The following is a 25,018-nucleotide window of genomic DNA, read 5'->3' as shown; positions in this document are numbered from 1 at the left end:
TCGACCAATCTTGCAAGTACTGTCGTTTCGGGGATATAGTCACCAATCGGATACTAATGGAAAAAACCGCATGAAACGCCGCGATGTGGATTGCGGGCCGGGCTGCCCGGTCGAGGCGACCCTCGACCTGATCGACGGCAAGTGGAAGGGCGTGATCCTGTTCCATCTGCAGAGCGGGCGGCTGCGCTTCGGCGAACTGCGCCGACGGATGCCGGGCATCACCCAGCGGATGCTGACCAAGCAGCTGCGGGCCCTGGAGGAAGACGGCTTGGTGCTGCGCGAGGTGTTCGCCGAAGTCCCGCCGCGGGTCGAATACGAGCTGTCGGAGATGGGCGAGAGCCTGCGGCCGGTGATCGACGCGCTGAAGCGCTGGGCCGAGGAGCACCGCGCGCGGGCCGGCGCCATCGGCGTTGCGGCGCCCCCGGCGGAGGCCCATGCCGGCGCCTGACGCCGCTAGCGGCCGCCGGAGCCGCGCATTTGCCGGCTTTTCCTTCTCCTATCGGGAGCGGGAGACTATACCTGCTGCGTCGTTGACGCCCTCACTGGATTCTCAAACATGATTTCGATGCGAAGCTTCGCTGCCCTTTGTGTGTCGATCGTCCTCGCGACTCCGGTCGCGGCGCAGGAGCGGCGGCTGCCCTCGTCGCAGGCCGAGATCAAGCTCAGCTATGCGCCGATCGTGCAGACGGTGCAGCCCGCGGTCGTCAACGTCTACGCCGCCAAGGTGGTGCAGAACCGCAATCCGCTGCTGGAAGACCCGATCTTCCGCCGCTTCTTCGGCGGCGGCGGGCCGCAGCCGGAGCAGATCCAGCGCTCGCTCGGCTCCGGCGTGATGGTCGATGCCTCTGGCCTCGTGGTCACCAACAACCACGTCATCGAGGGCGCCGACCAGGTCAAGGTCTCGCTGTCGGACAAGCGCGAGTTCGAGGCGGAGATCGTCCTGAAGGACAGCCGCACCGATCTGGCTGTGCTGCGTATCAAGGACGCCAAGGAGCGCTTCCCGACGCTGGAGCTCGCCAATTCAGACGAGCTGCTGGTCGGCGATCTGGTGCTGGCGGTCGGCAACCCGTTCGGCGTCGGCCAGACCGTGACGCACGGCATCGTCTCGGCGCTGGCGCGCACCCAGGTCGGCATCACCGACTATCAGTTCTTCATCCAGACCGACGCGGCCATCAACCCGGGCAATTCCGGCGGCGCGCTGGTGGACATGACCGGCAAGCTGGTGGGGATCAACACCGCGATCTTTTCGCGTTCGGGCGGCTCGCAGGGCATCGGCTTCGCGATCCCGGCCAACATGGTGCGGGTGGTGATCGCCTCGGCCAAGAACGGCGGCAAGGCAGTGAAGCGGCCGTGGCTCGGTGCGCGGCTGCAGGCGGTGACGCCGGAGATCGCCGAAACGCTGGGCCTGAAGCGGCCGAGCGGGGCGCTGGTCGCGAGCGTCAGCAAGGGCAGCCCGTCCGAGAAGGCCGGGCTCAAGGTGTCCGATCTGATCATCTCGATCGACGGCTTCCCGGTCGATGATCCCAACGCGTTCGACTATCGCTTCGCGACCCGTCCGCTCGGCGGCTCCGCGTCGATCGAGGTCCAGCGTGGCGCCAAGCCGGTCAAGCTCAGCATCCCGCTCGAAGTCGCGCCCGACACCGGCCGCGACGAAATCGTGCTGACGGCGCGTTCGCCGTTCCAGGGCGCCAAGATCGCCAACATCTCGCCGGCGCTGGCCGACGATCTGCGGCTCGACCCGAGCGTCGAGGGCGTCGTCGTCACCGATCTCGCCGACGACGCGCCGGCGGCCGGTGTCGGCTTCCAGAAGGGCGACATCATCGTCTCGGTGAACAACAAGCGCATCGCCAAGACCAGCGACCTCGAACGCATCACCAACGAGTCCGCTCGCCTGTGGCGCATCACGCTGGTGCGCGGCGGTCAGCAGATCAACGTCACGCTGGGCGGATGAGCAGGAGCACGAACTCATCCTGAGAGCTCGGTGACGAATGATACTGGGCACCGACTTGCACCACGTCATGGCCGGCCTTGTGCCCGCCATCCACGTCTTGCAGAGGCAGCCGCGGAGAAGACGTGGATGGCCGGGACGAGCCCGGCCATGACGGAAGTAATTGGGCGGAGCGTCGAGCGCGGATCTTGCACCGGCGACGAGCGCCCGTTGGAGTCGGTCTGGCTGACGCAGGGCACAGCGGCATGAACGCCAAACAATCCGCGCCGGGACCGAATCTGTTCGCCGCCGCAGGCCTCGAGCGCGAGGCGCCGCGGCCGTTGCCGGATCGGCTGCGGCCCCGCGCGCTGAGCGACGTGGTCGGCCAGGATCACATCGTCGGTCCCGACGGCGCACTGACGCGGATGCTGGAAACGCGGACGCTCGGCTCGCTGGTGTTCTGGGGCCCGCCCGGCACCGGCAAGACAACCGTGGCGCGGCTGCTGGCCGATGCCACCGAGCTGCATTTCGAGCAGATCTCCGCGGTGTTCTCCGGCGTCGCCGATCTGAAGAAGGTGTTCGACGCCGCGCGCGCGCGCCGCGAGATGGGCACCGGCACCCTGCTGTTCGTCGACGAGGTGCACCGCTTCAACAAGGCGCAGCAGGACTCGTTTCTGCCGGTGATGGAAGACGGCACCGTGGTGATGGTCGGCGCCACCACCGAAAACCCGTCGTTCGAACTCAACGCGGCGCTCTTGTCGCGCGCGCGCGTTCTGGTGTTTCGCTCGCTCGATGCCGAGGCGATCGAGAGACTGTTCGTGCATGCCGAGGAGGTCGAGGGCAAGAAGCTGCCGCTCGACGCCGAGGCGCGGGCGGTGCTGGTGCGGATGGCCGACGGTGACGGCCGCGCCTCGCTGACGCTGGCCGAGGAAGTCTGGCGCTCGGCGCGGGCCGGCGAGATCTTCAACGCCGCGCAGCTGCAGGACATCCTGCAGCGCCGCGCGCCAATTTACGACAAGGGCGCCGACGGCCACTACAATCTGATCTCCGCGCTGCACAAATCGGTGCGCGGCTCCGATCCGGATGCGGCGCTGTACTATCTGTGCCGGATGTTCGACGCCGGCGAGGATCCGCTGTTCCTGGCGCGCCGCGTGGTGCGGATGGCGGTCGAGGACATCGGGCTCGCCGATCCGCAGGCGCTGGTGATCTGCAACGCCGCCAAGGATGCCTACGACTTCCTCGGCTCGCCCGAAGGCGAACTGGCGATCGCGCAGGCGGTGATCTATCTCGCCACCGCGCCGAAATCCAACGCCGGCTACACCGCCTACAAGGCCGCGATGAGCACGGCCAAGCGCGCCGGCTCGCTGCTGCCGCCCAAGCACATCCTCAACGCGCCGACCGGCCTGATGAAGTCCGAGGGCTACGGCGAGGGCTATCAGTACGATCACGACACGCCGGAGGGCTTCTCCGGCCAGAACTACTTCCCCGATGCGCTCGGCCGCCAGACCTTCTACGATCCGCCCGACCGTGGCTTCGAACGCGAAATCCGCAAGCGGCTCGATTACTGGGCCAAGCTCCGCGCCGCGAAAGAAAGGTAGCTCACTCCGTAGCCCGGATGCAGCGCAGCGAAATCCGGGGCGCCGCGCAAGATAACTCCCCGGGTGTCGCTTCGCTCACCCGGGCTACAGCGCAGCGCCCAGCGACACCACACCACGCCCGATCAGCGGCTGGGCACAAGACCCGGTTAGTTGGGGCTCGCATCCTTCCCAAAAAAACAAAAGCGACTTCGCATCGCAACAAAAACCCCAAGGGAAGAGACGACCATGACCCATCTTCGGCTCTGGCTCGGCGCCGCGTTCGCGGCGGCGCTCGCCACGACGGCGCAGGCGCAGAATGCGCCCGGCGTCACCGCCACCGAGATCAAGATCGGCAACACCATGCCGTATAGCGGTCCGGCCTCGGCGCTCAGCACCACCGGCAAGACCATCGCGGCCTATCTCGATCAGGTGAACGAGCAGGGCGGCGTCAATGGCCGCAAGATCAATATGATCTCGCTCGACGACGGCTTCTCGCCGCCGAAGACCATGGAAGCCGCGCGGCGCCTCGTCGAAGGCGAGGGCGTCGCTTTCATCGCCGCCACCATGGGCACCGCGCCGAGCTCGGCGATCGCCAAATATCTCAACTCCAACAAGGTGCCGCAGATCTTCCTGATCAGCTCGGCGTCGAAGTGGAACGATCCCGCCAACATGCCGTGGTCGATGGCGCTGCCCTGGGCGCCGAACTATCTCAGCGAAGCCAAGATCGAAGTCGCCTACGCCCGCGCCAAGAATCCCAACGCGCGGTTCGCGGTGCTCTATCAGAACGACGACGCCGGCAAGGATTTTATGCGCGGCGTCAAGGAAGCGCTCGGGCCGGATGCCGACAAGGCGATCGCGCTGGCGTCGAGCTTCGAGGTGTCCGACCCCACCGTCGACTCCCAGGTGCTGACGCTCGCCAACACCAAGGCCGACGTGTTCATGATCTACAGCGTGACGCCGCGCGCCTGCGCCCAGGCGCTGCGCAAGGCGCATGAAGTGGGCTGGCAGCCGATGCGCTTCATCGCCAGCGGCTGCGCCAACAAGGCGACCGTGATGGATCCCGCCGGCATCGACGCCGGCAAGGGCGTGCTGTCACTCGGCTCGCTGAAGCCCTATGCGGCCGACCCCAAGGACGACAAGGCGATGCAGACCTACATCGCCTTCATGAAGGCGCGGCTGCCCGCGCTCGACCCGAACAATGTCGGCACGCTCTATGGCTACACCGTCGGCGAGGCGCTGGTGGCGCTGCTCAAGCAGTGCGGCGACGATCTCAGCCGCGAGAACATCATGCGGCAGGCGGCCAACATGAAGAACGTGTCGCTGTCGCTGCTGCTGCCGGGCATCACGCTGAACACCTCGCCGACGGATTTCCGTCCGATCAAGGACGGCTATATGCTGGAGTTCAACGGCGCCGACTGGGTCGTCGTCAGCGAAATGTTGCGCGGGACCTGATCCCGCGCGCCCGGCGGGACTGCCCGCCAGCGTGAAGGGGATCGACGATGATGCACGGCCGGCTGTTTCGTTTCTCCAGGCCGGCCGTGCGCAGTTCCGCGTCGATCCTTGCCGCGACCATGGCCGCCGCGCTGCTGTTCGCCGCGCCGGCGCGCGCCGAGACCGTCGAGGTCGCGCCGGGCGTGCGCGTGACCAAGAAGACCTTCTCCGGGCCGGCCAATCAGCAGCCGTTCTACGGCTTCGTCGCCAAGACGCCGGAGCAGCGCGCCGCCGACGACAAGTTCGTCAATGCGCTGGTGGCGGCGACCGGCTCGCGGCAGAAGGCGTTCGAGGAGGCGAGCCTGCGCGGCTGGCGCGCGATCGGCAAGAACAGCGCCACCGAAGCCGCGCTGCGCTTCAACCAGGCCTGGCTGCTGGCACCGGAGCAGAGCGCCGTCTATCACGGCCTCGCCATCGTCACGATGATGCGGTTCGGCGACATCGACTACGCCGAGGAGCTGTTCAAGATCGCCCGCAAGCAGCCTGATCCGCTGAAGCCGCTGCTGGCCGACTACGGCCGCGCGTTGCTGCTCGGCAAGCGGCCGGAGCAGGCCCGGACCATTCTGGAAGAGGCGGTGACGGCGACGCCCGATCTGGCCGACGCCTGGTCGAACCTCGGCTTTGCCCGCGCGGAGACCGGTGACAAGCCGGGCGCCTGCGCGGCGGCGGAGGAGGCGGCCAAGCACAAGCCCTCGACCAGCCTGCTCGGCGACATCGCGCTGCTGCGCAGCCGGGCGGGATGTAACTAAGCGTCTGCGTGGGCACAACGCTGAGCGCCTTCACTTCCCCGACGAGATAACCAGACCGGCAGGGAGGGGGCGGCGCAGCCCCCCCGCGGTCTCACCACCAGCAAGGAACCCCCGATGAAATCCTTCCGCAAGGAGCTGTGGTTCGACATCCCGGGCCGGCGCGCCTTCATCAACATCACCCGCGACGTCGAGGCTGCGCTGCGCGAAAGCGGCGTGCGCGAGGGGCTGGTGCTGGTCAACGCCATGCACATCACCGCCTCGGTGTTCATCAACGACGACGAAAGCGGCCTGCATCACGATTACGAACGATGGCTGGAAAAGCTGGCGCCGCATGAGCCGGTCTCCGGCTATCACCACAACCGAACCGGCGAAGACAACGCCGACGCCCACATGAAGCGCCAGGTGATGGGCCGCGAAGTCGTCGTCGCCATCACTGCCGGCATGCTCGACTTCGGCCCGTGGGAGCAGATCTTCTACGGCGAATTCGACGGCGGCCGCAGGAAGCGGGTGCTGGTGAAGATCATCGGCGAGTAGCACGCCTCGGCTCTCGGCGCGACGCTCAGTACGCTCTTGCTGCACTGCGGGCGTGCCGTTCGTGCAGGGCCGCCATTCTTCGCAGCCGCTTGCGTTTGTACGTCGGCGCACGACACTCGCCTCCAGCCCGGCGCACGACCGGGACATAGGGAGGATTGTATGAAGACCATTCTGCGCGTCGGCGCGTTGTCGCTGCTGCTGATCGGCGTGGCGCCCGCGGCGACCAATGATCGCTTCCCCGAACTGTCGCTCGACAAGATGACCGCCGATCAGCGCGCGGTCGCCGATGCGATCATGGCCGGGCCCCGCAAGGCCCTGGTCGGCCCGTTCAACGCCTGGCTGCGCAGCCCGAAGCTCGCCGACCGGCTGCAGAAGGTCGGCGAGTATCTGCGCTTCAACACCTCGCTGGACAAGCGCCTCAACGAGATGGCGATCATCATGACGGCGCAGCATTGGGGCTCGACGTTCGAGTGGTACGCGCACGCGCCGCTGGCGCTCAAGGCCGGGCTCGACCCCAAGATCGTCGAGGCGATCGGTGCCGGGCGCAAGCCGGACGGCATGAAGGACGACGAGGCGATCGTCTGGGAATTCACCACCCAGCTGCGCCGCGCCCATGCGGTCGACGACGCGATCTACGCCAAGGCCGTGACGGCGTTCGGCGAGCAGGGCGTGATGGATCTGATCGCCGTCAACGGTTACTACGATCTCGTCTCGATGACTCTCAACGTCGCCCGCGTGCTGCCGCCGCCGGAAGACAGGATCCCGTTCCAGCAGGCGGGCAAGTAACAGCCGCAAGGCCGTCACTCCGGGGCGCCTGCCGGAGGCGGGCGACCCCGAAATGACCAGGGAAGGATGCCCAGATCCGTCGCCCGCATGAGCGAAGCGACATGCGGGACCAAGTCGGGGCGGGTCGACGGAAATTCCGTGGTGCGGTTTGGTGGCGGGCCGCAACGCCCTCATGCGTCGCCCGGTCGCAGCATTGCTCGACACACTCACGTCCGCGTGATAGCGACGACTAACAACAAACGCGGCTAATCGCGCTATCCCGGGAGTGAAACAATGCGACTGAAACTGCTCGCCTCGCTGCTACTTGTCGCGGCGACGTCCACGGCGGCGCTGGCCGCCGACAAGCGCTATGACGTCGGCGCCACCGACACCGAAATCAAGCTCGGCCAGACCATGCCGTACAGCGGCCCGGCCTCGGGCTACGGCGTCAACGGCAAGGTCGAGGCGGCGTATTGGCGGATGATCAATGCCAAGGGCGGCATCAACGGCCGCAAGGTGACGCTGCTGTCGATGGACGACGGCTACAGCCCGCCGAAGACGCTGGAGCAGACCCGCAAGCTGGTCGAGCAGGACGAGGTGCTGGCGATCGTCGGCTCGCTCGGTACGCCGACCAATTCGGCGATCCAGAAATATCTGCGCGGCAAGAAGGTGCCGCATATCTTCATCACCTCGGGCGCCTCGAAGTGGAACGACCCGAAGGACTTCCCGTGGACATCGCCGTTCTATCCGCCTTACGAGGAAGAGGCGAAGATCTACGGCAAGTACATCGCCAAGGAGATGCCGGCGGCGAAGATCGCGGTGATCTATCAGAACGACGATTTCGGCAAGGACTATCTCAAGGGCTTCAAGGAAGGGCTCGGCGACAAGGCCTCGGCGATCATCAAGGAGGCGAGCTACGAGGTCAGCGATCCGACCATCGACTCGCAGATCGTCAACCTGAAGGCCTCCGGCGCCGATACGCTGCTGACGGTGGCGTCGCCGAAATTCGCCGCGCAGTCGATCCGCAAGGTCCACGCGCTCGGCTGGACGCCGGCGCATTTCGTGGTGTCGGTCGGCGCCTCGATCGGCGGCGTTCTGGAGCCGGCCGGGCTCGAGGCCTCGACCGGGCTGATCAGCGCCTTCACCTCCAAGATCGTCGGCGATCCGGCCTGGGACAACGACCCGGGTGTGAAGGAATTTCTCGCCTTCATGAAGGAGTGGTACCCGGACGGCAATCCGATCGACGGCAGCGTGCAGGTCGGCTACGCGGTGGCGCAGATGACCGAGGTACTGCTGCGCAACTGCGGCGACGATCTCACCCGCGAGAATCTGGTGAAGCAGGCGACCAGCCTCAGCAACGTGTCGCTGCCGCTGTTCCTGCCCGGCGTCACCGTGACGACGACCTCGACCGACTACTCGGCCTATCACATCTTCAAGATGGCGAAGTTCGACGGCAAGGCCTGGAAGTTCTTCGGCGAGAACATCAGCACGACGAAGAAGTAGGCGGTGAGGCGCCTCGCCACCGCCGGGGCTCTTCCTTCCGCGAACAAACGATCCTCGTCATGCCCGGGCTCGTCCCGGGCATCCACGTCTTCGGGCGGTCGCAGCGTCAAAGACGTGGATGGCCGGGACAAGCCCGGCCATGACGGGGAGATAAACTTGTAGCCCGCATGCAGCGCAGCGGAATGCGGGGACGCGGCGAGGTCGGTCCTGGATTTCGCTGCGCTCCATCCGGGCTACAGACGGCCTACGCCGATTGCTTAGCCCGCGCCGCCGGCACGTCGTCGAAGCCGACGAACCGCGTGGCTTCGTGCACCGACTTGCGCTCCGACACCACGGCGTTGGCGGGGAACGTCTCGTCCGGCCAGCCGAGCGCGATCGCCTTCATGATCACCTGATCGTCGGGAATGCCGGCGTGTTCGCGCACCACCGGCGACTGCATGATACCCTGGCTGTTGATGACGCAGCCGAGCCCACGCGACCACGCGGCGTTGACCAGCGCGTTGGTGACGGCGCCGCAATCGAACGGCGTATCGTCGCTGCCGTCGACCGCGCGGTCATAGGTGACGATGATGCAGACCGGGGCGTCGAACTGGCGGAAGCCGCGCATCACCCAGTCCTGCCGCATCTCCTTGTCGTCGCGGGCGATGCCCATCGCGCCGAACAGCTGCTTGGCGACGAACACCTGGCGATCGCGATGCACGCCGGCGAAAGGCTGGCCGGTGCGGAATTCGCGGCTGTGCGGGATGCCGGCGAGGTTGCGCTCGGTGTTGCCGGCGCGAATCCGGTCGAGCGGCTCGCCGGTGATGACGTGGAAATTCCACGGCTGGCTGTTCATGGACGACGGCGAACGCATCGCCAGTGTGAGGATTTCCTCGATCAGTTCCCGCGGCACCGGATCGGGCTTGTAGCCGCGAATGCTGCGCCGGCCGAGAACAACGTCGTCGTATTGCATCGTCTGGTTTCCCCCAAAGCTTATGGTTGGGGGGATCATCGCGGTTTCGGCGGTGCGGTGCAAGGTGCAGCGCGGACTGCTGGAGCGGGCGACGCGATCCCAAGTGGGGCCTGCTTGAGGCGGTCAGCGATGCGCGCTCCTGGAGGCGGGTGGGCTCAGCGCAGCGCCGTTGCCCACCCGATGGATCGTCAGCGCGTCTCGCTCTTGCGCTCCTTCGCGTCGCGCAGGTTCTGTTCTTCCTTCTGCCGCAGCCATTCATGGGTGTCGCTGGTCTTGCCGCCGCGCAGGCCCTTGCCGGTGTTCGGATCACCGCCATTGTTCATGCCGAAGGTGGAGTCCTTGCCGACCGACGGGTTGGTGCCCGGGTTGACCTGCTCGCCCCGGTTGGTCGACGTCGACTGGGCCATCGCCGCGCCCGACAGCAGAACCGCGCACGCCGCGGCCGTCATCAATTTCATCATGTTGTGTCTCTCGTTGAACCAGCGGGGATAAACGGCGGCGGCGAGGGAAGTTCCGAGACGCCGGCGCGAAGGCGGATCGGCCGCAGGCGATCGTCGTCTCCCGACGCAGCCGCATCAGCACCCGCCGTTTGCAGTCATTCCAATACGTGGCGCAGCGGCCGGCCCTAATATGGCCTGACTTCGCCGGTCTCTGGCGCGCCCTTGCGGAGAACTCGACCATGCACGACCGGCTTCAACCGGCGGGCCAGCTGCGGCCATTTGGCTGGCGCTGGATCGGCCACATGCTGTCACTGCGGCGGAGCCAGGTCGCGGCGATCCTGGTGATGACCGGCATCGTTTACGCCGCCGGTCTGGCGTTTCCCATCAGCACCCAAAAGGCCGTCGATGCGATCGTGGCGGGGCAGGCCGGTTGGGCGCTCGCGGGCCTCGCGCTTGCCGCCGTCGTCGCGCTCGGCATTGACGCCGCCGTGTCGTCGTGGCGGCAGGAGCTGGTGATCCGGCTCGTCGCCTTCATCGATCGGCGGGTGTCGCGGAAGGTGTTCGCCCATGTGATGCGCGTGCGTATCGACGGCGCCGATTTCCGCTCCGGCGACGTGCTCAATCACTTCCAGCAGGCCACGAAGATCCGCGATTTCGTGCTGTATCACCTGCCGCATATCATCTTCGACACCGGCGGTGCGATCGTCGCGCTGGGTCTGATCCTGTACTACGACGTCGTGGTCGGGCTCAGCCTGCTGGTGATCACGCCGGTGCTGGCGCTGCTGACCAGCGGCAGTTTGAGCGCTGTCCGCACCGTCGCGGACGATTACTACGCGACCATCGGCGTCCGCCAGAACGTGCTCACGGAAAGCGTCAACGGCCTGGCCACCATCAAGGCGCTGGCGCTCGAAGGCGGCCGGATGCGGCGCTGGGATCGCGTCACGGGCGCAATGCTCGACAAGCTGTGTGATCTGATGGACCTCAACCGCGCCTTCGTGCTGCGCTCGCAGCTGGTGTCGCGCGGGCTCACGCTGCTGGTGATCGGGCTCGGCTGCTGGCGGATGCTGCAGGGCCATCTCACGGTCGGCGAATTGCTGGCGCTGCAGCTGCTCGCCGGGCGTATCACCGGCCCGATCCTCGCCGCCGGCGATGTCTATCGCTTCTATCAGGAGGCCGATGTCGCGGTGCGCCGCATCGCCGGCTTCCTCGCCGAACCACGCGAGCAGGCGCGCGTGCATCCGCCGGTCCGCGCCCTGGCCGCGGACGGCATCGTGCTGTCGAACGTGTCGCTGACCTATCCGGGCGCCGAGCGGCCGGCGCTGGACGACGTCAGCGTCGCGCTGCCGCCGCGCGGCGTCGTTGCGCTGGTCGGCCGCAACGGCTCAGGCAAATCGACGCTGATCCGCATCCTGCTCGGCCTGCGCGACGACTACGCCGGGCGGGTCGAGATGTTCGGTCACGACCTGCGCCACTACGATCCGCGCTGGCTGCGCGGCCGGATCGGCGTCGTCGATCAGGACACCGCGCTGTTCTCCGGCACGGTGCGGGACAACCTCGCGCCCGGCCGTGACGCAGTCGAGGCGGCGGTGTGCGACGCGCTGGGCTTTGCCGGCGCCACGGCGTTCGTCGAGGCGATGCCCGGCGGGCTGGACGCCGAGCTCGGCGAGGGCGGGCGGACGTTGTCCGGCGGCCAACGCCAGCGGCTGTCGATCGCCCGCGCCGTGGCGCGCGACCCGCGGCTGGCGCTGTTCGACGAGCCGGCCGCATTTCTCGACGCAGAGGCTGCGGTGGCGCTGGAGAAACGCCTCGCGGCGTGGGGCAGGGACCGGCTGCTGCTCCTGGTCTCGCACCATCTCGCCGCGACCCGCAGCGCCGATCGCATCCTGGTGCTCGACGGTGGCCGGCTGGTCGGAGACGGCACCCATGACGAACTGCTGCGGAGCGTGCCGGAATACGCGTCGCTGTGGTCGGACTACGCTCGGTCGCTGGAAGGGACGTCGTCGTGACCGGCGCGCAAGCTCGATAGGAGCACATGCCGCGATGCGGGAGTAAGCAGCTGGCCCATCGCGGCGGCATGCGGACAGCGACCGACCACGGCCTTATCCGGGTTGCCGTTTCGCCGACCGGGCGTCCCGGGCCGCGCGTCGGCAATCGTTAAGCACTCTTGCGTACGCTCCCGATCCGAACCGCCGAACGGGTGCGCGCATGGTCAGATCGTATCTCGAAGCCCATTGGGTCGCGGCTGCGCTGTGCATGGGCATCGCGCTGTTGCTGCTGCTGCCGCTCGGCGTGCCCGGCGGCGACCGCGCGCTGCTGCTGATCTATCTGGCGTCGCCGATCTACATGCTGCACCAGGTCGAGGAGCATCTCGGCGACCGCTTCCGCCGCTACGTCAACGGCGTCGTGTTCGGCGGCGTCGAAGCGTTGACGCCCGGCGACGTGCTGCTGATCAATCTGCCCGGCGTCTGGGGCATCAACCTCGCGGCGCTGTACGCCGCGTATTTCATCGATCCCGGCTGGGGCCTCGCCGCGGCGTATCTGATCCTGGTCAACGGCATCACCCACGTGGCGATGGCCGCGCATCTGCGCGCCTACAACCCCGGCCTCGCCAGCGCCGCGCTGGTGTTCATCCCGTTCGGGCTCTACGCCGTGCTGCACATCCCTGGCACCGGCCTGCAGCACGTATTCGCGCTGGTGATCGCCATCGGCCTCCACGCCGCGATCGCGCTGCATGCGCGGCATCGGGCGCGGGCAGGGCGGGCGGTGGTTGGGGTGGCGGGGTAGCCCCCATCTCTTGGGGGCCGAGCGCCTCGGCCGTCTGAACTCGAAGAGCGACGGCGGAAGAGAAGCCCGGGCGGACCGACGGCAAAGGATGGCGCTGCGGTCGTCGCCGGACGCGGTCGCGCCTTTGAGCTTACTGCATTTGCTATCCCGCGTTACCCAGCCGCCAAACTGGCGGCGGATTGCGTTTTCGTTCATCCGAATGACGGACGAACGATGACGCGAGCATGACCGCGTTCAGCGTGTTGTCTTGCCGCCAAACTTGAGGATAGATTCGATCATTGTCGATGGCATTTCGAATGACGAACAATATTTGGATGTTCAACGATGCGATTAGTTATTATTGCCGCGATCGCGGCGATGCTGGCCTCGCAAGCGAAGGCCGCGGACGGGCCAACTTTCGGTCGGCTTTACCACACATTGAAATGGTCCAGCCTCTGGTACAAATGCTCGGTCGAAAGCGACGGTCAGTTGCTCTGCACGATGACGTGGTCGGAAGTCCGGAGGTTTTCGCCGGACAAGACGTTAAAGGACGAGATCGCCCAGGGTGTTCAGTCGTTGAAGACCGCGACGCCGATGAAGCCCGAGGAGTGTGAGAACCTCGAACGGCGACTGGACGACATCAGACACCTGTCTCGCGCGCCCGCAGGGATTGCCGCGGAGGTGAAGGCGCTCGATCCGCGGGAGCGCCGGCACCTGATTCAGTCCTGGGCGCTTGCTGCCAAATTCTGTCGGCACCCGAGCCGGCAGACGATGACGAAGCTCGTCGCGCAGCGTTTCGAGCAGGAGTCGAGGACGTGCAGCTTTGAAGCGTATCAGGACTACAAGAGGTTCAAGAAGGTCGACGAGTCCACCTGGGCGTCGACGACAGGGCCGGACGGCATCTGCGGCGGAGTGCATGTCGCCAGGTTCGAGCGCGACCCGGCCGCGCCGGAGATCTGGAACTACGTCGAGCAACGCTCGATCACCCATCCGCACCTCGCCACGCCGGATCTGAAATGCTCCGACTTCAAGCCGAGCGAGCAGCGCTACGAGTGGGGATCGCATGACGTCCTGGCCGGCTGCGATTTTATCAGGTTTGGGTTTTTCTAGCCCTGAGGTGGGGCAGGTGAAGGCGGGGCCCACCTCGGCGCTTCGCCTCGTCGCAAGGGAGGGCGGGATACGCTTCGCTGATCCGCCTTGCAGGCTATGTCGAGCAGAGATCGATGAGCAATCCGCAGTGTTCGCTTTGTCAGACTTGCTAACAATCGCTATGCTCGGCACGATCCGTAGCCCGCATGAGCGCAGCGACATGCGGGGAGCGGGCGGGGGGCGACGACGCGAGTCCCAATCATGGTGCGGTACCGACGAGATCGCTTGGCAGGGCCTACGTATTTCTTCACCGTCACGTTAGCAGATCGCCGGTCGACCGCTTTGGTCGATCATGTCGCGGATCTCCGCGCGGCGATCCTGACCGCGCGACGAGAGCGCCCGTTTTCGCTCGACGCGGTCGTCGTGCTTCCCGATCATCTGCATGCGGTGTTGACCCTCCCGCCCGATGATGCCGATTTCCCCGGGCGGTGGCGGCGTATCAAGGGACATTTCAGTAGCGCCTTGATCGCCAAGGGCGTGCCATTGCGACGGCATTCGAACGGAGATCTGGCGCTGTGGCAGCGGCGGTTCTGGGAGCACAGCATTCGCGACGAGGACGACTTGGCGCGCCACGTCGACTACATTCACTTCAATCCGGTCAAACACGGCCTGACGTCGCGCGTTGTGGATTGGCCCTATTCGTCGTTTCATCGTTTCGTGCGAGACGGCATCCTGCCTGCCGACTGGGCTGGAGACGTGCGCGATACAAGCGGCGACTTCGGCGAGCCGATCAACCGATAGCCACAATGCGAGACTCGTAGCCCGCATGAGCGCAGCGACATGCGGGGCGGCGTCTCGCCATGCTGCTCCCCGGGTGTCGCTGCGCTCACCCGGGCTACATCAATCTCTTGACAAAATTCCCATAGGATCATATACCTATTTCCGTCCCGTCCACGAGGGGCGCTTCTAGAGGCGTCTTGGAGTGGGGCGGGGTGTGGCGCCTGCGGGCGGGGGAGGACGTGGCCCTCGCGCTCGGGACGCTTCGGGTCACCGTCCGGCCCCACTACGGGGGTCTGCCACTTGTTAGTTGGCTGGACGGGCACAGGCGAAGGCGGGGAAATCCCGCCGGACCGTCGGGTTTCATTACCCGTGCCTGCGCCCGGAAGCACGGTCCTGAAGCGACAAGTCGCCACGGTGGAGCGCCGGAAGGCGTTTCCGCGGCCTCCGGGCTTCGGCGATCCGAAGTTCGTGCTGCGGCCACTACCAAGGTGCGCCTTTCGGCGCTCCGCCGCTCCTCATCGTGCGAGGGGTGGGACGTCCGCAAAGCTCGGGCGCAACGGCGCCGCGAGGATGCGGGCGTTTGGCCGGGGCGAAGCCGCCGAGGCGGGGGCGCCCGGGTCCGCGGTCCGGAAGCGGCTTGCCGCGCCGGGCTGCGCGCTCCGAGCCACGCGGTGTCGTGTGGCCTCGCAATCTCGGCGCGCCTCCGGTTGGCAGGCGGAGAGCAGCCCTCGCGGATTTCGCGGCCCAGCACCCGGGCGACGGGTCCAATCCTCCACATTCTGCCGTGACCGGACGGCGCTTTTGCGCTAGGCACGGCCTCAACCTCCGGAGCGCCTGATCGATGAGCCGTCGTACCAAGAAACCCCTCGCCAAACGCGGCCCCGGCGGCGATCGCCCCAAGGGCGGCCCGAACGGTGGCGGCCGGCCGGCGAAGGCTGGGTCGGCGAAGCCAGGTGCCTTCAAGGCGGGTCCGGTGCGCGGCAATCGCGGCGAGGACGGCCGTCCGCTGTCGGCGCGGCCGGTGCGCAAGCGCGCCGAGCGGCCCGCCGCCGGGCGACCCGCGGCTGATCGGCTGGGTACCGAGCGGTTTGCCGGGCGGTCCGGCGCGGCGTCGCGGCCGCGGCCCGAAGCGATCGCGCCGGAGCCTGAAAAGGCCAAGCCCGACGCGCCGCTGCCGACCAAGGTCGAGACCGTGGTGGTCACCGCCGACGAGAACGGCATGCGGGTCGATCGCTTCCTCGAGGCGCGGTTTCCCGGCCTGTCGTTCTCCCACATCCAGCGCATCGTCCGCAAAGGCGAGCTGCGGGTGAACGGCAAGCGCGCCGACAGCAAGGACCGGCTGGAGGAGGGCCAGAGCGTGCGGATTCCGCCGCTCAAGCTCGACACGCCGAAAGCCCCCGGGCATCTCTCCGAAGCCGAGCAGAAGACGCTGCAGACGCTGAAGGAGATGACGCTGTTCGAGGACGCCGACGTGCTGGTGCTGAACAAGCCGGCCGGCCTCGCGGTGCAGGGCGGCAGCGGCACCACGCGGCATATCGATCAGATGCTCGAAGTGATGCGCGATGCCAAGGGGCAAAAACCTCGCCTGGTGCATCGCATCGACAAGGAGACCGCCGGCTGTCTGCTGGTGGCCAAGACCCGCTTCGCTGCCACCGCGCTGACCGGCTCGTTCCGCCACCGCTCGGCGCGCAAGATCTACTGGGCGCTGGTCGCCGGCGTGCCGAAGCCGAAGCAGGGGCGGATCTCGACCTATCTGGCCAAGGACGAGAGCGAAGAGGATTCGATCATGCGCGTCGCCAAGCACGGCGACGACGGCGCCAGCCACGCGGTGACGTACTACGCGGTGGTCGAGACCTCGGGGCAGAAGCTGGCCTGGGTGTCGCTGAAGCCGGTCACCGGACGCACCCATCAGCTGCGCGCCCACATGGCGCATATCGGCCACGCCATCGTCGGCGATCCGAAGTACTTCAACATCGAGAACTGGCAACTGCCCGGCGGGCTGCAGAACCGGCTGCATCTGCTGGCGCGGCGCATCGTCATCCCGCATCCGCGCGGCGGCGTGATCGACGTGTCGGCGCCGCTTCCGCCGCACATGCTGCAGAGCTGGAACCTGCTCGGGCTCGAGCACGATCGGTTCGATCCGATCGAGCATGCGCCGGAGGAATGAGGCGACGCGCGCCGGCGCGGCTTGCGCGGCGGCGGCGCCATCACGACATGCAGACGATGAAACGGATCGCTCTCATCCTCCTTGCTACGACGCTGATCGCCGCGCCGGGCGCCGCCCTGGCGCAGCTGGTGCCGGGGCAATTGCCGACCACGCTGCCGCCGCCACCCCCGCCGCCGCCACCACCTCCGGTCGTGGTTCCGACGGTGCCGCAGCTCGACGCGCCGCAGCCCACCCCCCGGGCCCAGCTCCCCAACCAGCGCCGCTCGTTCGGCGACCGCATCACCGATTGCCTCACCGACGGCAACGCCGCGCGGCTGTCCCCCAACGACCGCGCCGCCTATTCGCGCGCCTGCGCCAATCAGTAGGCACTCAGCAAGGACATCATGGATCAGCCGATGCGTGACCTCATCGACGACGTCGCCGGCAAATCACAGCTCGAGCCGGAAGAAGCAGTGCGGCGCACCTCGCGGACGGCGCTGCCGAAGCGGTTCTACAAGTCGGCCGAAGTCTCAGAGACGCCGGACGGATTCGCCGTCACGCTCGACGGCCGTCCGGTGAAAACGCCGTCGCGCAAGACGTTGGCTGCGCCGACGCGCGAACTCGCCGAAGTGATCGCCGCCGAATGGCAGGCGCAGGCCGAGCACATCGATCCGATGACGATGCCGATGACGCGGCTGGCGCACAGCGTGCTCGACGGCGTGGTCGGCCGCATCGACGAAGTCGCCGACGATGTCGCCAAGTACTTCGGCTCGGATCTGCTGTTCTATCGCGCCGGCCATCCCGAAGGGCTGGTGGCGATGGAAGCGCAGCATTGGGATCCGGTGCTGTATTGGGCCGCCAACGAGTTCGGCGCGCATTTCATTCTGGCCGAGGGCATCATGCATGTCGCGCAGCCGGAACCGGCGATCGCCGCGGCGCGCGCGGCGATGCCGCAGGATGCCTGGTCGGTCGGCGCCTTTCACGTGGTGACGACGATCACCGGCTCGGCGCTGCTGGCGCTGTCGCTCGCAAAAGGCGAGCGCGACGCCGATCAGGTCTGGGCCGCCGCGCATGTCGACGAGGACTGGAACATCGAACAATGGGGCCTCGATGAGGAGGCCGCCGCGCGCCGTGCGGCGCGGCTGATCGAGTTCAAGGCCGCCGCGCAGGTGCTCGCCGCGCTGAGGCCGGGAAGTTAACGAGGGGTTTACGGCGATCGGCTAGCCTCGCTCGAAGTATCGCGCGGCGAACGGGTCCCCATGGCGATTTCGGTCAATCCGAACCTTCCCCTCGTCGCTCTGCAGGGCGTGACGGCCGACGTCACGTTGCAGCCCGGCACGGTGGTGCAGGCCAAGGTGCTGGCGATCCTCGACAACAGCCAGGTCCGCATCGCGATCGGCGGCCAGACCGTCGAGGCGACCACGCAGGTTCCGCTGCAGGCCGGCCAGACGCTGCAGGTCGCCGTCTCCCAGAGCGATCAGGGCGTCCGCCTCGCCATCGTCAATCAGCCGGTCACCACCAACGCGCCGGCCAATCTCGCCGCGGCCAGCCTCGCGCTCGACACCGTTACGCTGGCGCCGCAGGCGATCACGCTGACCGCGCAGGCTGCGCCGAGCCTCGTGCCGGCCGCCAATGCGCTGACGCCGCAGCAGGTCGCGGCGCTCACCACCGCGGCGCAGACTGCGGCGACGCAGCAGACCGGGCTGTCGTCGCTGTTCGCCAATCTCGATGCGGTAACCGATCTCGCCAGCCTGCCGCAGGCGGCGCGTCAGGCGGTGGCGCAGGTGCAGTCGCTGCGCACCGCGCTGACTCCAGCGCTGACCGGCGCAGACATCCAGCGCGCGGTGCAGAGCTCGGGCATTTTCCTCGAAGCCTCGCTGGCGAGCGCGCAGCCGGCCACAGCCGGCACTGATCTGAAGGCGGCGCTGATCGTGCTACGCCAGGTGCTCAGCACCGCGCTCGGCGGCAGCGCGGCTGCGAATGCCGGCGCCACCGCGATGCCGACGCCGCTGCTGCAGAACGGCCAGCTGCTGGCGCAGACGACGCTGCTCGCCGCCCAGAGTGATCTGCTCGGCACGACGACCGAGACCGCGACGCAAACCACCGCGCCGTTCGTTGCGGCCGATCGCGCCACCACGTCGCCAACGCTGGCGTCGATGACGGCCGCAACGGGCGCGTCCGCGACCGATACGGCGGAGCAGGCGCTGCTGCGCAGCGTCATCAATCAGCTCACCAGCGTTGATGCGTCAGCGACGACAGCCACGCGCGCCGCAACCACGGCCGCAGGCACCGCCGAGACGCTCAGCGCGTTGCAGGAGGCCGTGCAGGCCAATCCGCAGACCGCCGCGATGCTGGCCAAGACCGGCTTCGCCGGCAACGCGCTGCTGCTGTCGTTGCTGCCCGCGGCGAGCGGTGCGCGGATCGGAAAGATGGACGATAACGCGGTCGCGCGCACCAATACGCCGCCGCCACCGATCGGTGGCGCGCTGCCGGCCGCGCAGGCGGTGATGCCGGCGAGCCTCGAGCCGCACACGCCACTCGACTCGGCGCTGCGCCGGGTGCTCACCGAGACCGAAGGTTCACTGGCGCGGCAGACGCTGCTACAGGTCGCCTCGCTGCCGGACCGCCTCGACGGCGCTTCGGCGCGGCTCGACGCGCTGCAGCCGCGCTGGAGCTTCGAGATCCCGTTCACCACGCCGCAGGGCACCGCGGTGGCGCAGTTCGAAATTTCCCGCGACGGCGATGACGCGCAAACCGGCACGGCGGCGAACCGGGTCTGGCGCGCGCGGTTCTCGCTCGATGTCGAGCCGGCCGGTCCGGTTCACGCGCTGATTTCGTTGCAGGGCGAGAAAACCTCGGTGCGGATGTGGGCGGAGCGGCCGTCCACGGCGGCGCAATTGCGCGCCGGCGCCAACCAGCTCACCGCCGCGCTCAGCCGCGCCGATCTGAACCCCGGCGACATCATCATCCGCGAAGGCGCACCGAGCGCTCCGCCGCCGGCCTCGGCCGGCCATTTTCTGGATCGCGCGCTGTGACCATCGACGTCAAAAACCCGATCGCCGTCGCGCTACACTACGACCACGGCGGAGCGCCGCGCGTCGTTGCCAAGGGCAAAGGCTCGATCGGCGCCAAGATCATCGAGGTCGCCAAGGAGAACAACGTGCCGATCGAGGAAAACGAAGTCCTCGCCGGCGCGCTGTCGCATGTCGAACTCGGCGACGAAATCCCCGAGGAGCTGTACAAGGCCGTCGCCGAAGTGCTGGTGTTCGTGCTGAAGCTGTCGGGCAGGGGACCAAGGTAGTTCTCGCCGTCATTGCGAGCGCAGCGAAGCAATCCCGCCTCGTGCACCGCGCTTCTGGATCGCCTCGCTGCGCTCGCAATGACGATGAAGCTGATAGCTCGCGGCCATCGTTTCACCACGAGCCGCGCGCATCTTCCGCGCTGACTCATTGTGAGGACGTCCATTGCTCACCCGCCGTACCGCCCTCGGCCTCTGCGCCGCCGCCTCTCTGCCCGCCTTGCTTCCCGTTCGCGCGTTCGCTGAAGTCGCGCCGCCGCGCAGCGAGATCCGCACCAGCCTGGCGAAGCGCTTTGCGGACGAAGGGACCGAGGGCACGTTCGTCGGCTACAAGACCGACGATTACTTGATTATCGCCAGCGACGCGCAACGCTCTGGCGAGGCCTTTCTGCCGGCCTCGACCTACAAGGTGCCGAACTCGCTGATCGCGCTGGAGACTGGCGTCGTCGCCGATCCGGACAAGGACGTTTTCAAGTGGGACGGCGTCAAGCGCAGTATCGAGGCGTGGAATCGCGACCACACGCTGCGTAGCGCGATCGCGGCGTCGGCGGTGCCGGTGTATCAGGAAATCGCGCGGCGGATCGGGCCGGAGCGGATGCAGAAATATGTCGACCTGTTCGACTACGGCAATCGCAACATCGGCGGTGGCATCGATCAGTTCTGGCTGACCGGTGATCTGCGGATCGACTGCATCCAGCAGATCGACTTCCTCGACCGGCTGCGGCGGCGGACGTTGCCGATCTCCAAACGCAGCCAGGATCTCGTCGCCGACATTCTTCCGGTCACCAAGGTGGGCGACGTGACGATCCGGGCGAAGACCGGGCTGCTCGGCGCCGAGCGCGGGCAGCCGTCGCTGGGCTGGCTGGTCGGCTGGGCCGAGAAGGGCGATCAACAGACGGTGTTCGCGCTCAACCTCGACGTGCGCGAGCCGCGCCATGTCACCAGCCGGATCACGCTGGCGCAGCAACTGCTCGCCGACATCGGCGCGGTCTAACCGCTCAGGTCGTGGTCGCCGCGGCGACCGGCTTGCGCTTGCCGATCCGGCCGAGATGGGTGTCGTGGAAGCTGGTGCCGTATTTCAGTCCGTAGCCAAGCATGCGGTCGAAGCCGATATGGGCGAGCCAGATCAGCGCGATCGTACCGGCCATCGGCCACAGGATCACGATCCCAGCCATCGCCAGCAGCAGCGGCGCGATCGTGGTGTGCAGCGCATTATAGACGAGGGCGCCGACGCGCGGTCCGGCGAGATAGCCGAGGAAGCCGAGATCCGGCGCGAAGAACAGGATCGCGTACAACTCCCAGGGCGAGTCGGAGATCAGGTAGAACAGCGTGGTGCCGACGAACAGGGCCGCACCTTCTGCCCGCAGCAGCGACGTCATGCCGCCGGTCACCGCGCCGGGATTGCTGGGTTCGCTGGTGCGCTCGGTCATCGGAGGTCTCCTGAAGGGGCTCGCGGTATAGTTCGGTTCGAAGCGCTGTGCCATCGCGCTTTCGCATTCATCCGATGCAGTTTTGGAGGCGGCGGGGCTGGCGGATCTGCAAACTGGTCCCGGCTTGTTCCCGAACGCGCCGAAAGGGCTATTCGCCGGGTGCGCCAAGGCGGTTTCCCTGCTCCGAAACCGTGCTAGAAGGCCTTGATTATCGAGGCGATCCGGGGGCAAAAGTCCGGTAACGCCTTGCGGCAGGACAACGACATCAAGAAGCGCGGCTGAATCTCATGAAACATATCCTTGAAGCACTCGACGACCGCCGGGCAGCGGCCAAACTCGGCGGCGGCGAGAAGCGCATCGACGCGCAGCATGCGCGCGGCCGTCTCACCGCGCGGGAGCGCATCGACCTGCTGCTCGACAAGCATTCGTTCGAGGAAATGGACATGTTCGTCCAGCACCGCTCGACCGAATTCGGGATGGAGAAGACCAAAATTCCCGGAGACGGTGTCGTCACCGGCTGGGGCACGGTCAACGGCCGCAAGGTGTTCGTGTTCGCCAAGGACTTCACCGTGTTCGGCGGCTCGCTGTCCGAGACCCACGCGGCGAAGATCACCAAGATCCAGGACATGGCGCTGAAGGCGCGGGCGCCCATCATCGGCCTGTACGATGCCGGCGGCGCGCGCATCCAGGAGGGCGTCGCGGCGCTCGCCGGTTACTCCTACGTATTCCGCCGCGTGGTACAAGCCTCCGGCGTGATCCCGCAGATCAGTGTCATCATGGGCCCCTGCGCCGGCGGCGACGTGTATGCGCCGGCGATGACCGACTTCATCTTCATGGTGAAGAACACCAGCTACATGTTCGTCACCGGCCCCGACGTGGTGAAGACCGTGACCAACGAAGTGGTGACGCCGGAGGAACTCGGCGGCGCTTCGGTGCACGCCACCAAATCGTCGATCGCCGACGGCGCGTTCGAGAACGACGTCGAGACCCTGCTGCAGATGCGCCGGCTGCTCGACTTCCTGCCGGCGAACAGCAGCGAAGGCGTGCCGGAATGGCCCAGCTTCGACGACATCGAGCGCGAGGATTTCTCGCTCGACACGCTGATCCCGGACAATCCGAACAAGCCCTACGACATGAAGGAGCTGATCCTGAAGGTCGTGGACGAGGGCGATTTCTTCGAGCTGCAGGACACCTTCGCCAAGAACATCGTCACCGGCTTCGGCCGCATCGCCGGCCGCACGGTGGGCTTCGTCGCCAACCAGCCGATGGTGCTGGCGGGCGTGCTCGACTCTGACGCGTCGCGCAAGGCGGCGCGGTTCGTGCGGTTCTGCGACAGCTTCAACATTCCGATCGTCACCTTCGTCGACGTGCCGGGCTTCCTGCCGGGCACCGCGCAGGAATATGGCGGCCTGATCAAGCACGGCGCCAAGCTGCTGTTCGCATTCTCGCAGTGCACCGTGCCACTGGTCACGCTGATCACCCGCAAGGCCTATGGCGGCGCGTTCGACGTGATGGCCTCCAAGGAGATCGGCGCCGACATCAACTACGCCTGGCCGACCGCGCAGATCGCGGTGATGGGTGCCAAGGGCGCGGTCGAGATCATCTTCCGTCAGGACATGAACGATCCGGACAAGATCGCGGCCCGCACCAAGGAATACGAGGACCGCTTCCTGTCGCCGTTCGTCGCCGCCGAGCGCGGCTATATCGACGACGTGATCATGCCGCACGCCACGCGCCGCCGGATCGCGCGCGCGCTGGCCATGCTGCGCGACAAGAAGATGGAAATCCCGGCCAAGAAGCACGACAACATGCCGTTGTAGTTCCGCGTTCGCCGCGCGAGCGCGGCGAAGACCGGATGACCGGTCGAACGTTATGAAAACGCGCCCTGCAGACTGCGGTGGCGCGTTTTTGCTTGTTGCGGCTGATATTGAATCTCATCGGCTTCTCGGGCACAGTTCGGCGTCCTGCCGCGGGTTCATCACATGTGCCGACGCTATCTCGTTGTTCTGGCCGCAACTTTGGCGCTGGTGCCGCCGGCCCATGCCGAAGAGCAGATGCTGCTGAAGCCGCCGAAGGGCTTCAAGGTGGTGGCCGAGTCCGGCACCGAGAAGGCCAAGACGACCGTGATGGTTCCTCAAGGCCAGAGCGTCGCCAACTGGACCGAGAAGCTGTCGACGCAGGTGCTGCTCAAACAGGCTGACGAAGCTCCCGAGGCGTTTCGAGCGCGGTCGGAAAAGGCCGCATTGGCGGAGTGTCCGGGCGCGACCTTCGAGAAGCTGAAAGGCGGCACCGAAAATCTTTATCCGATGGCGGCCTGGGTCGAGACGTGCCGCAAGCCCAAAGACGGCGGCGGGCTGTTGCAGACCTGGACCAAGGCGGTGCAGGGGCGCGAGAATTTCTACGTGCTGCAGAAGGCGCATCGGTTCGTGCCCGACGCCAAGCAGCTGAAGGCGCTGACCAGCCTGTTCGATGCGGCAAGGGTCTGCGACACGCGCGTGCCCGGCCAGCGCTGCCAGCAAAAATAGACCGCAGTGTGCGCGATCTGGCAATCCTGATCCAGATCACGTCGTCGCTACAGCCTGAGTGGTAGAAGCGGCCTATCAATATCCGCGCCCTCCGTGCTCGGTAGAGACGGGCGGAACCGTGCTGAGCGCGATCATCGGAGCGAGGCGATATGACTGTTCCGTGGCATCTTGTCGGACTGGCCTTCCTCATCAGTCTCGCCGTATCGGCGGGCGGCTTCCGCCGGGTCTATTACTTCGTCAGCCTGTGCTATGGCGGCGCCATCGCGGCGCAAAGCCTGATCTTCATGCTGGTGTTCTACGCCAGCATCGAGGGCTGGGTGCTGCTGCAGATGCTGGTGCTGCTGGCCTACGGCATCCGGCTCGGCGCGTTCCTGGCGGTTCGCGAACGCAATCCCGGCTACGCCAAGGAGCTCGCAGGCGCTGAGCGGCGCACCGCCGAGGTGGTGCTCTGGCAAAAGGCCGCGATCTGGATTGGCGTCAGCCTGCTTTACACGCTCTTGTTCCTGCCCGCTTTGCTGGCTGCCTCGCTGCAGGCCGAAGGCGTCTGGCCGGCATCGGCGCCGCTCGGCGTCATGCTGATGGTTGCGGGCCTTGTGATCGAAAGCGTCGCCGACTGGCAGAAGTCTCGCTACAAGCAGGACAACCCTGAGCGCTATTGCGACGTGGGGCTGTATCGGATGGTGCGCTGTCCGAATTACTTCGGCGAGATGCTGTTCTGGTTCGGCGTCTGGGTGGCGGGCCTCTCGGCCTACACCAGCACGGCGGCGTGGCTGCTGACCACGTTGGGCCTGCTATACATCCTCGGGCTGATGACGGCAGCGGCCGCAGGGCTCGAGCGCAAGCAGGACGATCGTTACGGCGCGCTGCCGGACTATCAGGACTATGTGCGGACCGTGCCGATCCTGTTTCCCATCACGACCATCTACACGCTCCGCAAGCTGCGTGAGATGTTCGGTCGATAGAGCCTGATCGTGGATACCGAAATCCGGTATTCAGACAAGTCAGCTGCCCTGAAAGCAAAAGCCCCGCCGGAGCGGGGCTAAATCGCC

At 66.9% G+C, this 25,018-nt stretch carries 24 protein-coding genes; 21 read left to right on the top strand and 3 right to left on the bottom strand.

Annotated features, from left to right (window positions below; all coding sequences use genetic code 11):
• The first annotated feature begins 70 nt into the window (after positions 1 to 70).
• The 8 genes from ACFFJ6_RS23710 to ACFFJ6_RS23675 all read left to right on the top strand — a co-directional run bounded on the left by ACFFJ6_RS23710 (position 71) and on the right by ACFFJ6_RS23675 (position 8,546).
• Entirely contained in the window at positions 71 to 448 is a 378-nt protein-coding gene (locus ACFFJ6_RS23710) for a winged helix-turn-helix transcriptional regulator (protein ID WP_378392585.1), read from the top strand.
• A gap of 108 nt (positions 449 to 556) precedes the next feature.
• Positions 557 to 1,951, top strand: coding sequence for a DegQ family serine endoprotease (locus ACFFJ6_RS23705; protein WP_378392583.1), 1,395 nt, complete (start codon positions 557 to 559; stop codon positions 1,949 to 1,951).
• Positions 1,952 to 2,193: 242 nt separating this feature from the next.
• A complete protein-coding gene (locus ACFFJ6_RS23700) occupies positions 2,194 to 3,525 on the top strand; it encodes a replication-associated recombination protein A (RefSeq protein WP_378392581.1) in 1,332 nt (443 codons plus the stop codon).
• Between the two features lie 225 nt (positions 3,526 to 3,750).
• A complete protein-coding gene (locus ACFFJ6_RS23695; RefSeq protein WP_378392579.1) occupies positions 3,751 to 4,956 on the top strand; it encodes an ABC transporter substrate-binding protein in 1,206 nt (401 codons plus the stop codon).
• Positions 4,957 to 5,003: 47 nt separating this feature from the next.
• On the top strand, positions 5,004 to 5,744 hold the full coding sequence (locus ACFFJ6_RS23690; RefSeq protein ID WP_378392577.1) for a tetratricopeptide repeat protein: 741 nt from the start codon (positions 5,004 to 5,006) through the stop codon (positions 5,742 to 5,744).
• Positions 5,745 to 5,858: 114 nt separating this feature from the next.
• A complete protein-coding gene (locus tag ACFFJ6_RS23685; protein WP_378392575.1) occupies positions 5,859 to 6,278 on the top strand; it encodes a secondary thiamine-phosphate synthase enzyme YjbQ in 420 nt (139 codons plus the stop codon).
• 159 nt (positions 6,279 to 6,437) lie between these two features.
• The gene (locus ACFFJ6_RS23680) at positions 6,438 to 7,064 is read left to right on the top strand and encodes a carboxymuconolactone decarboxylase family protein (RefSeq protein WP_378392573.1); all 627 of its coding nucleotides are present in this window, start codon (positions 6,438 to 6,440) and stop codon (positions 7,062 to 7,064) included.
• Between the two features lie 273 nt (positions 7,065 to 7,337).
• Positions 7,338 to 8,546: an ABC transporter substrate-binding protein gene (locus tag ACFFJ6_RS23675; protein WP_378392571.1), complete on the top strand. Its 1,209-nt coding sequence runs from the start codon at positions 7,338 to 7,340 to the stop codon at positions 8,544 to 8,546.
• 244 nt (positions 8,547 to 8,790) lie between these two features.
• Here the strand turns inward: ACFFJ6_RS23675 and ACFFJ6_RS23670 are convergent, their stop codons facing one another.
• Together ACFFJ6_RS23670 and ACFFJ6_RS23665 are read right to left on the bottom strand one after the other, a co-directional pair.
• Positions 8,791 to 9,498: a nitroreductase gene (locus tag ACFFJ6_RS23670; protein ID WP_378392569.1), complete on the bottom strand. Its 708-nt coding sequence runs from the start codon at positions 9,496 to 9,498 to the stop codon at positions 8,791 to 8,793.
• A gap of 188 nt (positions 9,499 to 9,686) precedes the next feature.
• Positions 9,687 to 9,959: a hypothetical protein gene (locus ACFFJ6_RS23665; RefSeq protein ID WP_378392567.1), complete on the bottom strand. Its 273-nt coding sequence runs from the start codon at positions 9,957 to 9,959 to the stop codon at positions 9,687 to 9,689.
• 218 nt (positions 9,960 to 10,177) lie between these two features.
• Here ACFFJ6_RS23665 and ACFFJ6_RS23660 point away from each other — a divergent pair, with 218 nt between their 5' ends.
• From ACFFJ6_RS23660 to blaOXA, 10 genes are all read left to right on the top strand, one after another.
• Positions 10,178 to 11,944 (top strand): peptidase domain-containing ABC transporter, encoded by a 1,767-nt coding sequence (locus ACFFJ6_RS23660; protein WP_378392565.1) that lies wholly within the window; start codon positions 10,178 to 10,180, stop codon positions 11,942 to 11,944.
• 199 nt (positions 11,945 to 12,143) lie between these two features.
• Positions 12,144 to 12,722 (top strand): HXXEE domain-containing protein, encoded by a 579-nt coding sequence (locus ACFFJ6_RS23655; protein WP_378392563.1) that lies wholly within the window; start codon positions 12,144 to 12,146, stop codon positions 12,720 to 12,722.
• Positions 12,723 to 13,046: 324 nt separating this feature from the next.
• The gene (locus ACFFJ6_RS23650) at positions 13,047 to 13,811 is read left to right on the top strand and encodes a hypothetical protein (protein WP_378392561.1); all 765 of its coding nucleotides are present in this window, start codon (positions 13,047 to 13,049) and stop codon (positions 13,809 to 13,811) included.
• Positions 13,812 to 14,051: 240 nt separating this feature from the next.
• Positions 14,052 to 14,591, top strand: coding sequence for an REP-associated tyrosine transposase (locus ACFFJ6_RS23645; RefSeq protein WP_378392559.1), 540 nt, complete (start codon positions 14,052 to 14,054; stop codon positions 14,589 to 14,591).
• A gap of 820 nt (positions 14,592 to 15,411) precedes the next feature.
• Positions 15,412 to 16,737 carry an RluA family pseudouridine synthase gene (locus ACFFJ6_RS23640; RefSeq protein WP_378392557.1) on the top strand — a complete coding sequence of 442 codons (1,326 nt, stop codon included), beginning with the start codon at positions 15,412 to 15,414 and terminating at the stop codon, positions 16,735 to 16,737.
• Between the two features lie 56 nt (positions 16,738 to 16,793).
• On the top strand, positions 16,794 to 17,102 hold the full coding sequence (locus tag ACFFJ6_RS23635; RefSeq protein ID WP_378392555.1) for a hypothetical protein: 309 nt from the start codon (positions 16,794 to 16,796) through the stop codon (positions 17,100 to 17,102).
• A gap of 30 nt (positions 17,103 to 17,132) precedes the next feature.
• Positions 17,133 to 17,915 carry an ATP12 family chaperone protein gene (locus ACFFJ6_RS23630; RefSeq protein ID WP_378392553.1) on the top strand — a complete coding sequence of 261 codons (783 nt, stop codon included), beginning with the start codon at positions 17,133 to 17,135 and terminating at the stop codon, positions 17,913 to 17,915.
• A 60-nt stretch (positions 17,916 to 17,975) separates the two neighbouring features.
• Positions 17,976 to 19,751 (top strand): flagellar hook-length control protein FliK, encoded by a 1,776-nt coding sequence (gene fliK, locus ACFFJ6_RS23625; RefSeq protein WP_378392551.1) that lies wholly within the window; start codon positions 17,976 to 17,978, stop codon positions 19,749 to 19,751.
• On the top strand, positions 19,748 to 20,017 hold the full coding sequence (locus tag ACFFJ6_RS23620) for an EscU/YscU/HrcU family type III secretion system export apparatus switch protein (protein WP_378392549.1): 270 nt from the start codon (positions 19,748 to 19,750) through the stop codon (positions 20,015 to 20,017). The genes fliK and ACFFJ6_RS23620 overlap by 4 nt, the downstream gene beginning before the upstream one ends.
• A 163-nt stretch (positions 20,018 to 20,180) precedes the next feature.
• Positions 20,181 to 21,008: a class D beta-lactamase gene (gene blaOXA / locus ACFFJ6_RS23615; protein WP_378392547.1), complete on the top strand. Its 828-nt coding sequence runs from the start codon at positions 20,181 to 20,183 to the stop codon at positions 21,006 to 21,008.
• 4 nt (positions 21,009 to 21,012) lie between these two features.
• Here blaOXA and ACFFJ6_RS23610 read toward each other — a convergent pair whose 3' ends face one another.
• Entirely contained in the window at positions 21,013 to 21,444 is a 432-nt protein-coding gene (locus tag ACFFJ6_RS23610; protein WP_378392545.1) for a DUF4260 domain-containing protein, read from the bottom strand.
• Between the two features lie 287 nt (positions 21,445 to 21,731).
• Between ACFFJ6_RS23610 and ACFFJ6_RS23605 the strand changes: the two genes are divergently transcribed.
• The 3 genes from ACFFJ6_RS23605 (at position 21,732) to ACFFJ6_RS23595 (ending at position 24,931) form a co-directional block, all read left to right on the top strand.
• Positions 21,732 to 23,264, top strand: a complete 1,533-nt coding sequence (locus ACFFJ6_RS23605) for an acyl-CoA carboxylase subunit beta (RefSeq protein WP_378392543.1) — start codon at positions 21,732 to 21,734, stop codon at positions 23,262 to 23,264.
• Between the two features lie 162 nt (positions 23,265 to 23,426).
• Positions 23,427 to 23,969: a hypothetical protein gene (locus ACFFJ6_RS23600; protein ID WP_378392541.1), complete on the top strand. Its 543-nt coding sequence runs from the start codon at positions 23,427 to 23,429 to the stop codon at positions 23,967 to 23,969.
• A 149-nt stretch (positions 23,970 to 24,118) separates the two neighbouring features.
• Entirely contained in the window at positions 24,119 to 24,931 is an 813-nt protein-coding gene (locus tag ACFFJ6_RS23595) for a DUF1295 domain-containing protein (protein WP_378392536.1), read from the top strand.
• Positions 24,932 to 25,018 lie beyond the last annotated feature (87 nt).

This window comes from Rhodopseudomonas telluris (assembly GCF_042432815.1).
Taxonomy (GTDB): domain Bacteria; phylum Pseudomonadota; class Alphaproteobacteria; order Rhizobiales; family Xanthobacteraceae; genus Rhodopseudomonas; species Rhodopseudomonas telluris.
Note: the sequence above shows the minus strand (reverse complement) of the source record. Positions and strands in the feature narration are given on the sequence as shown.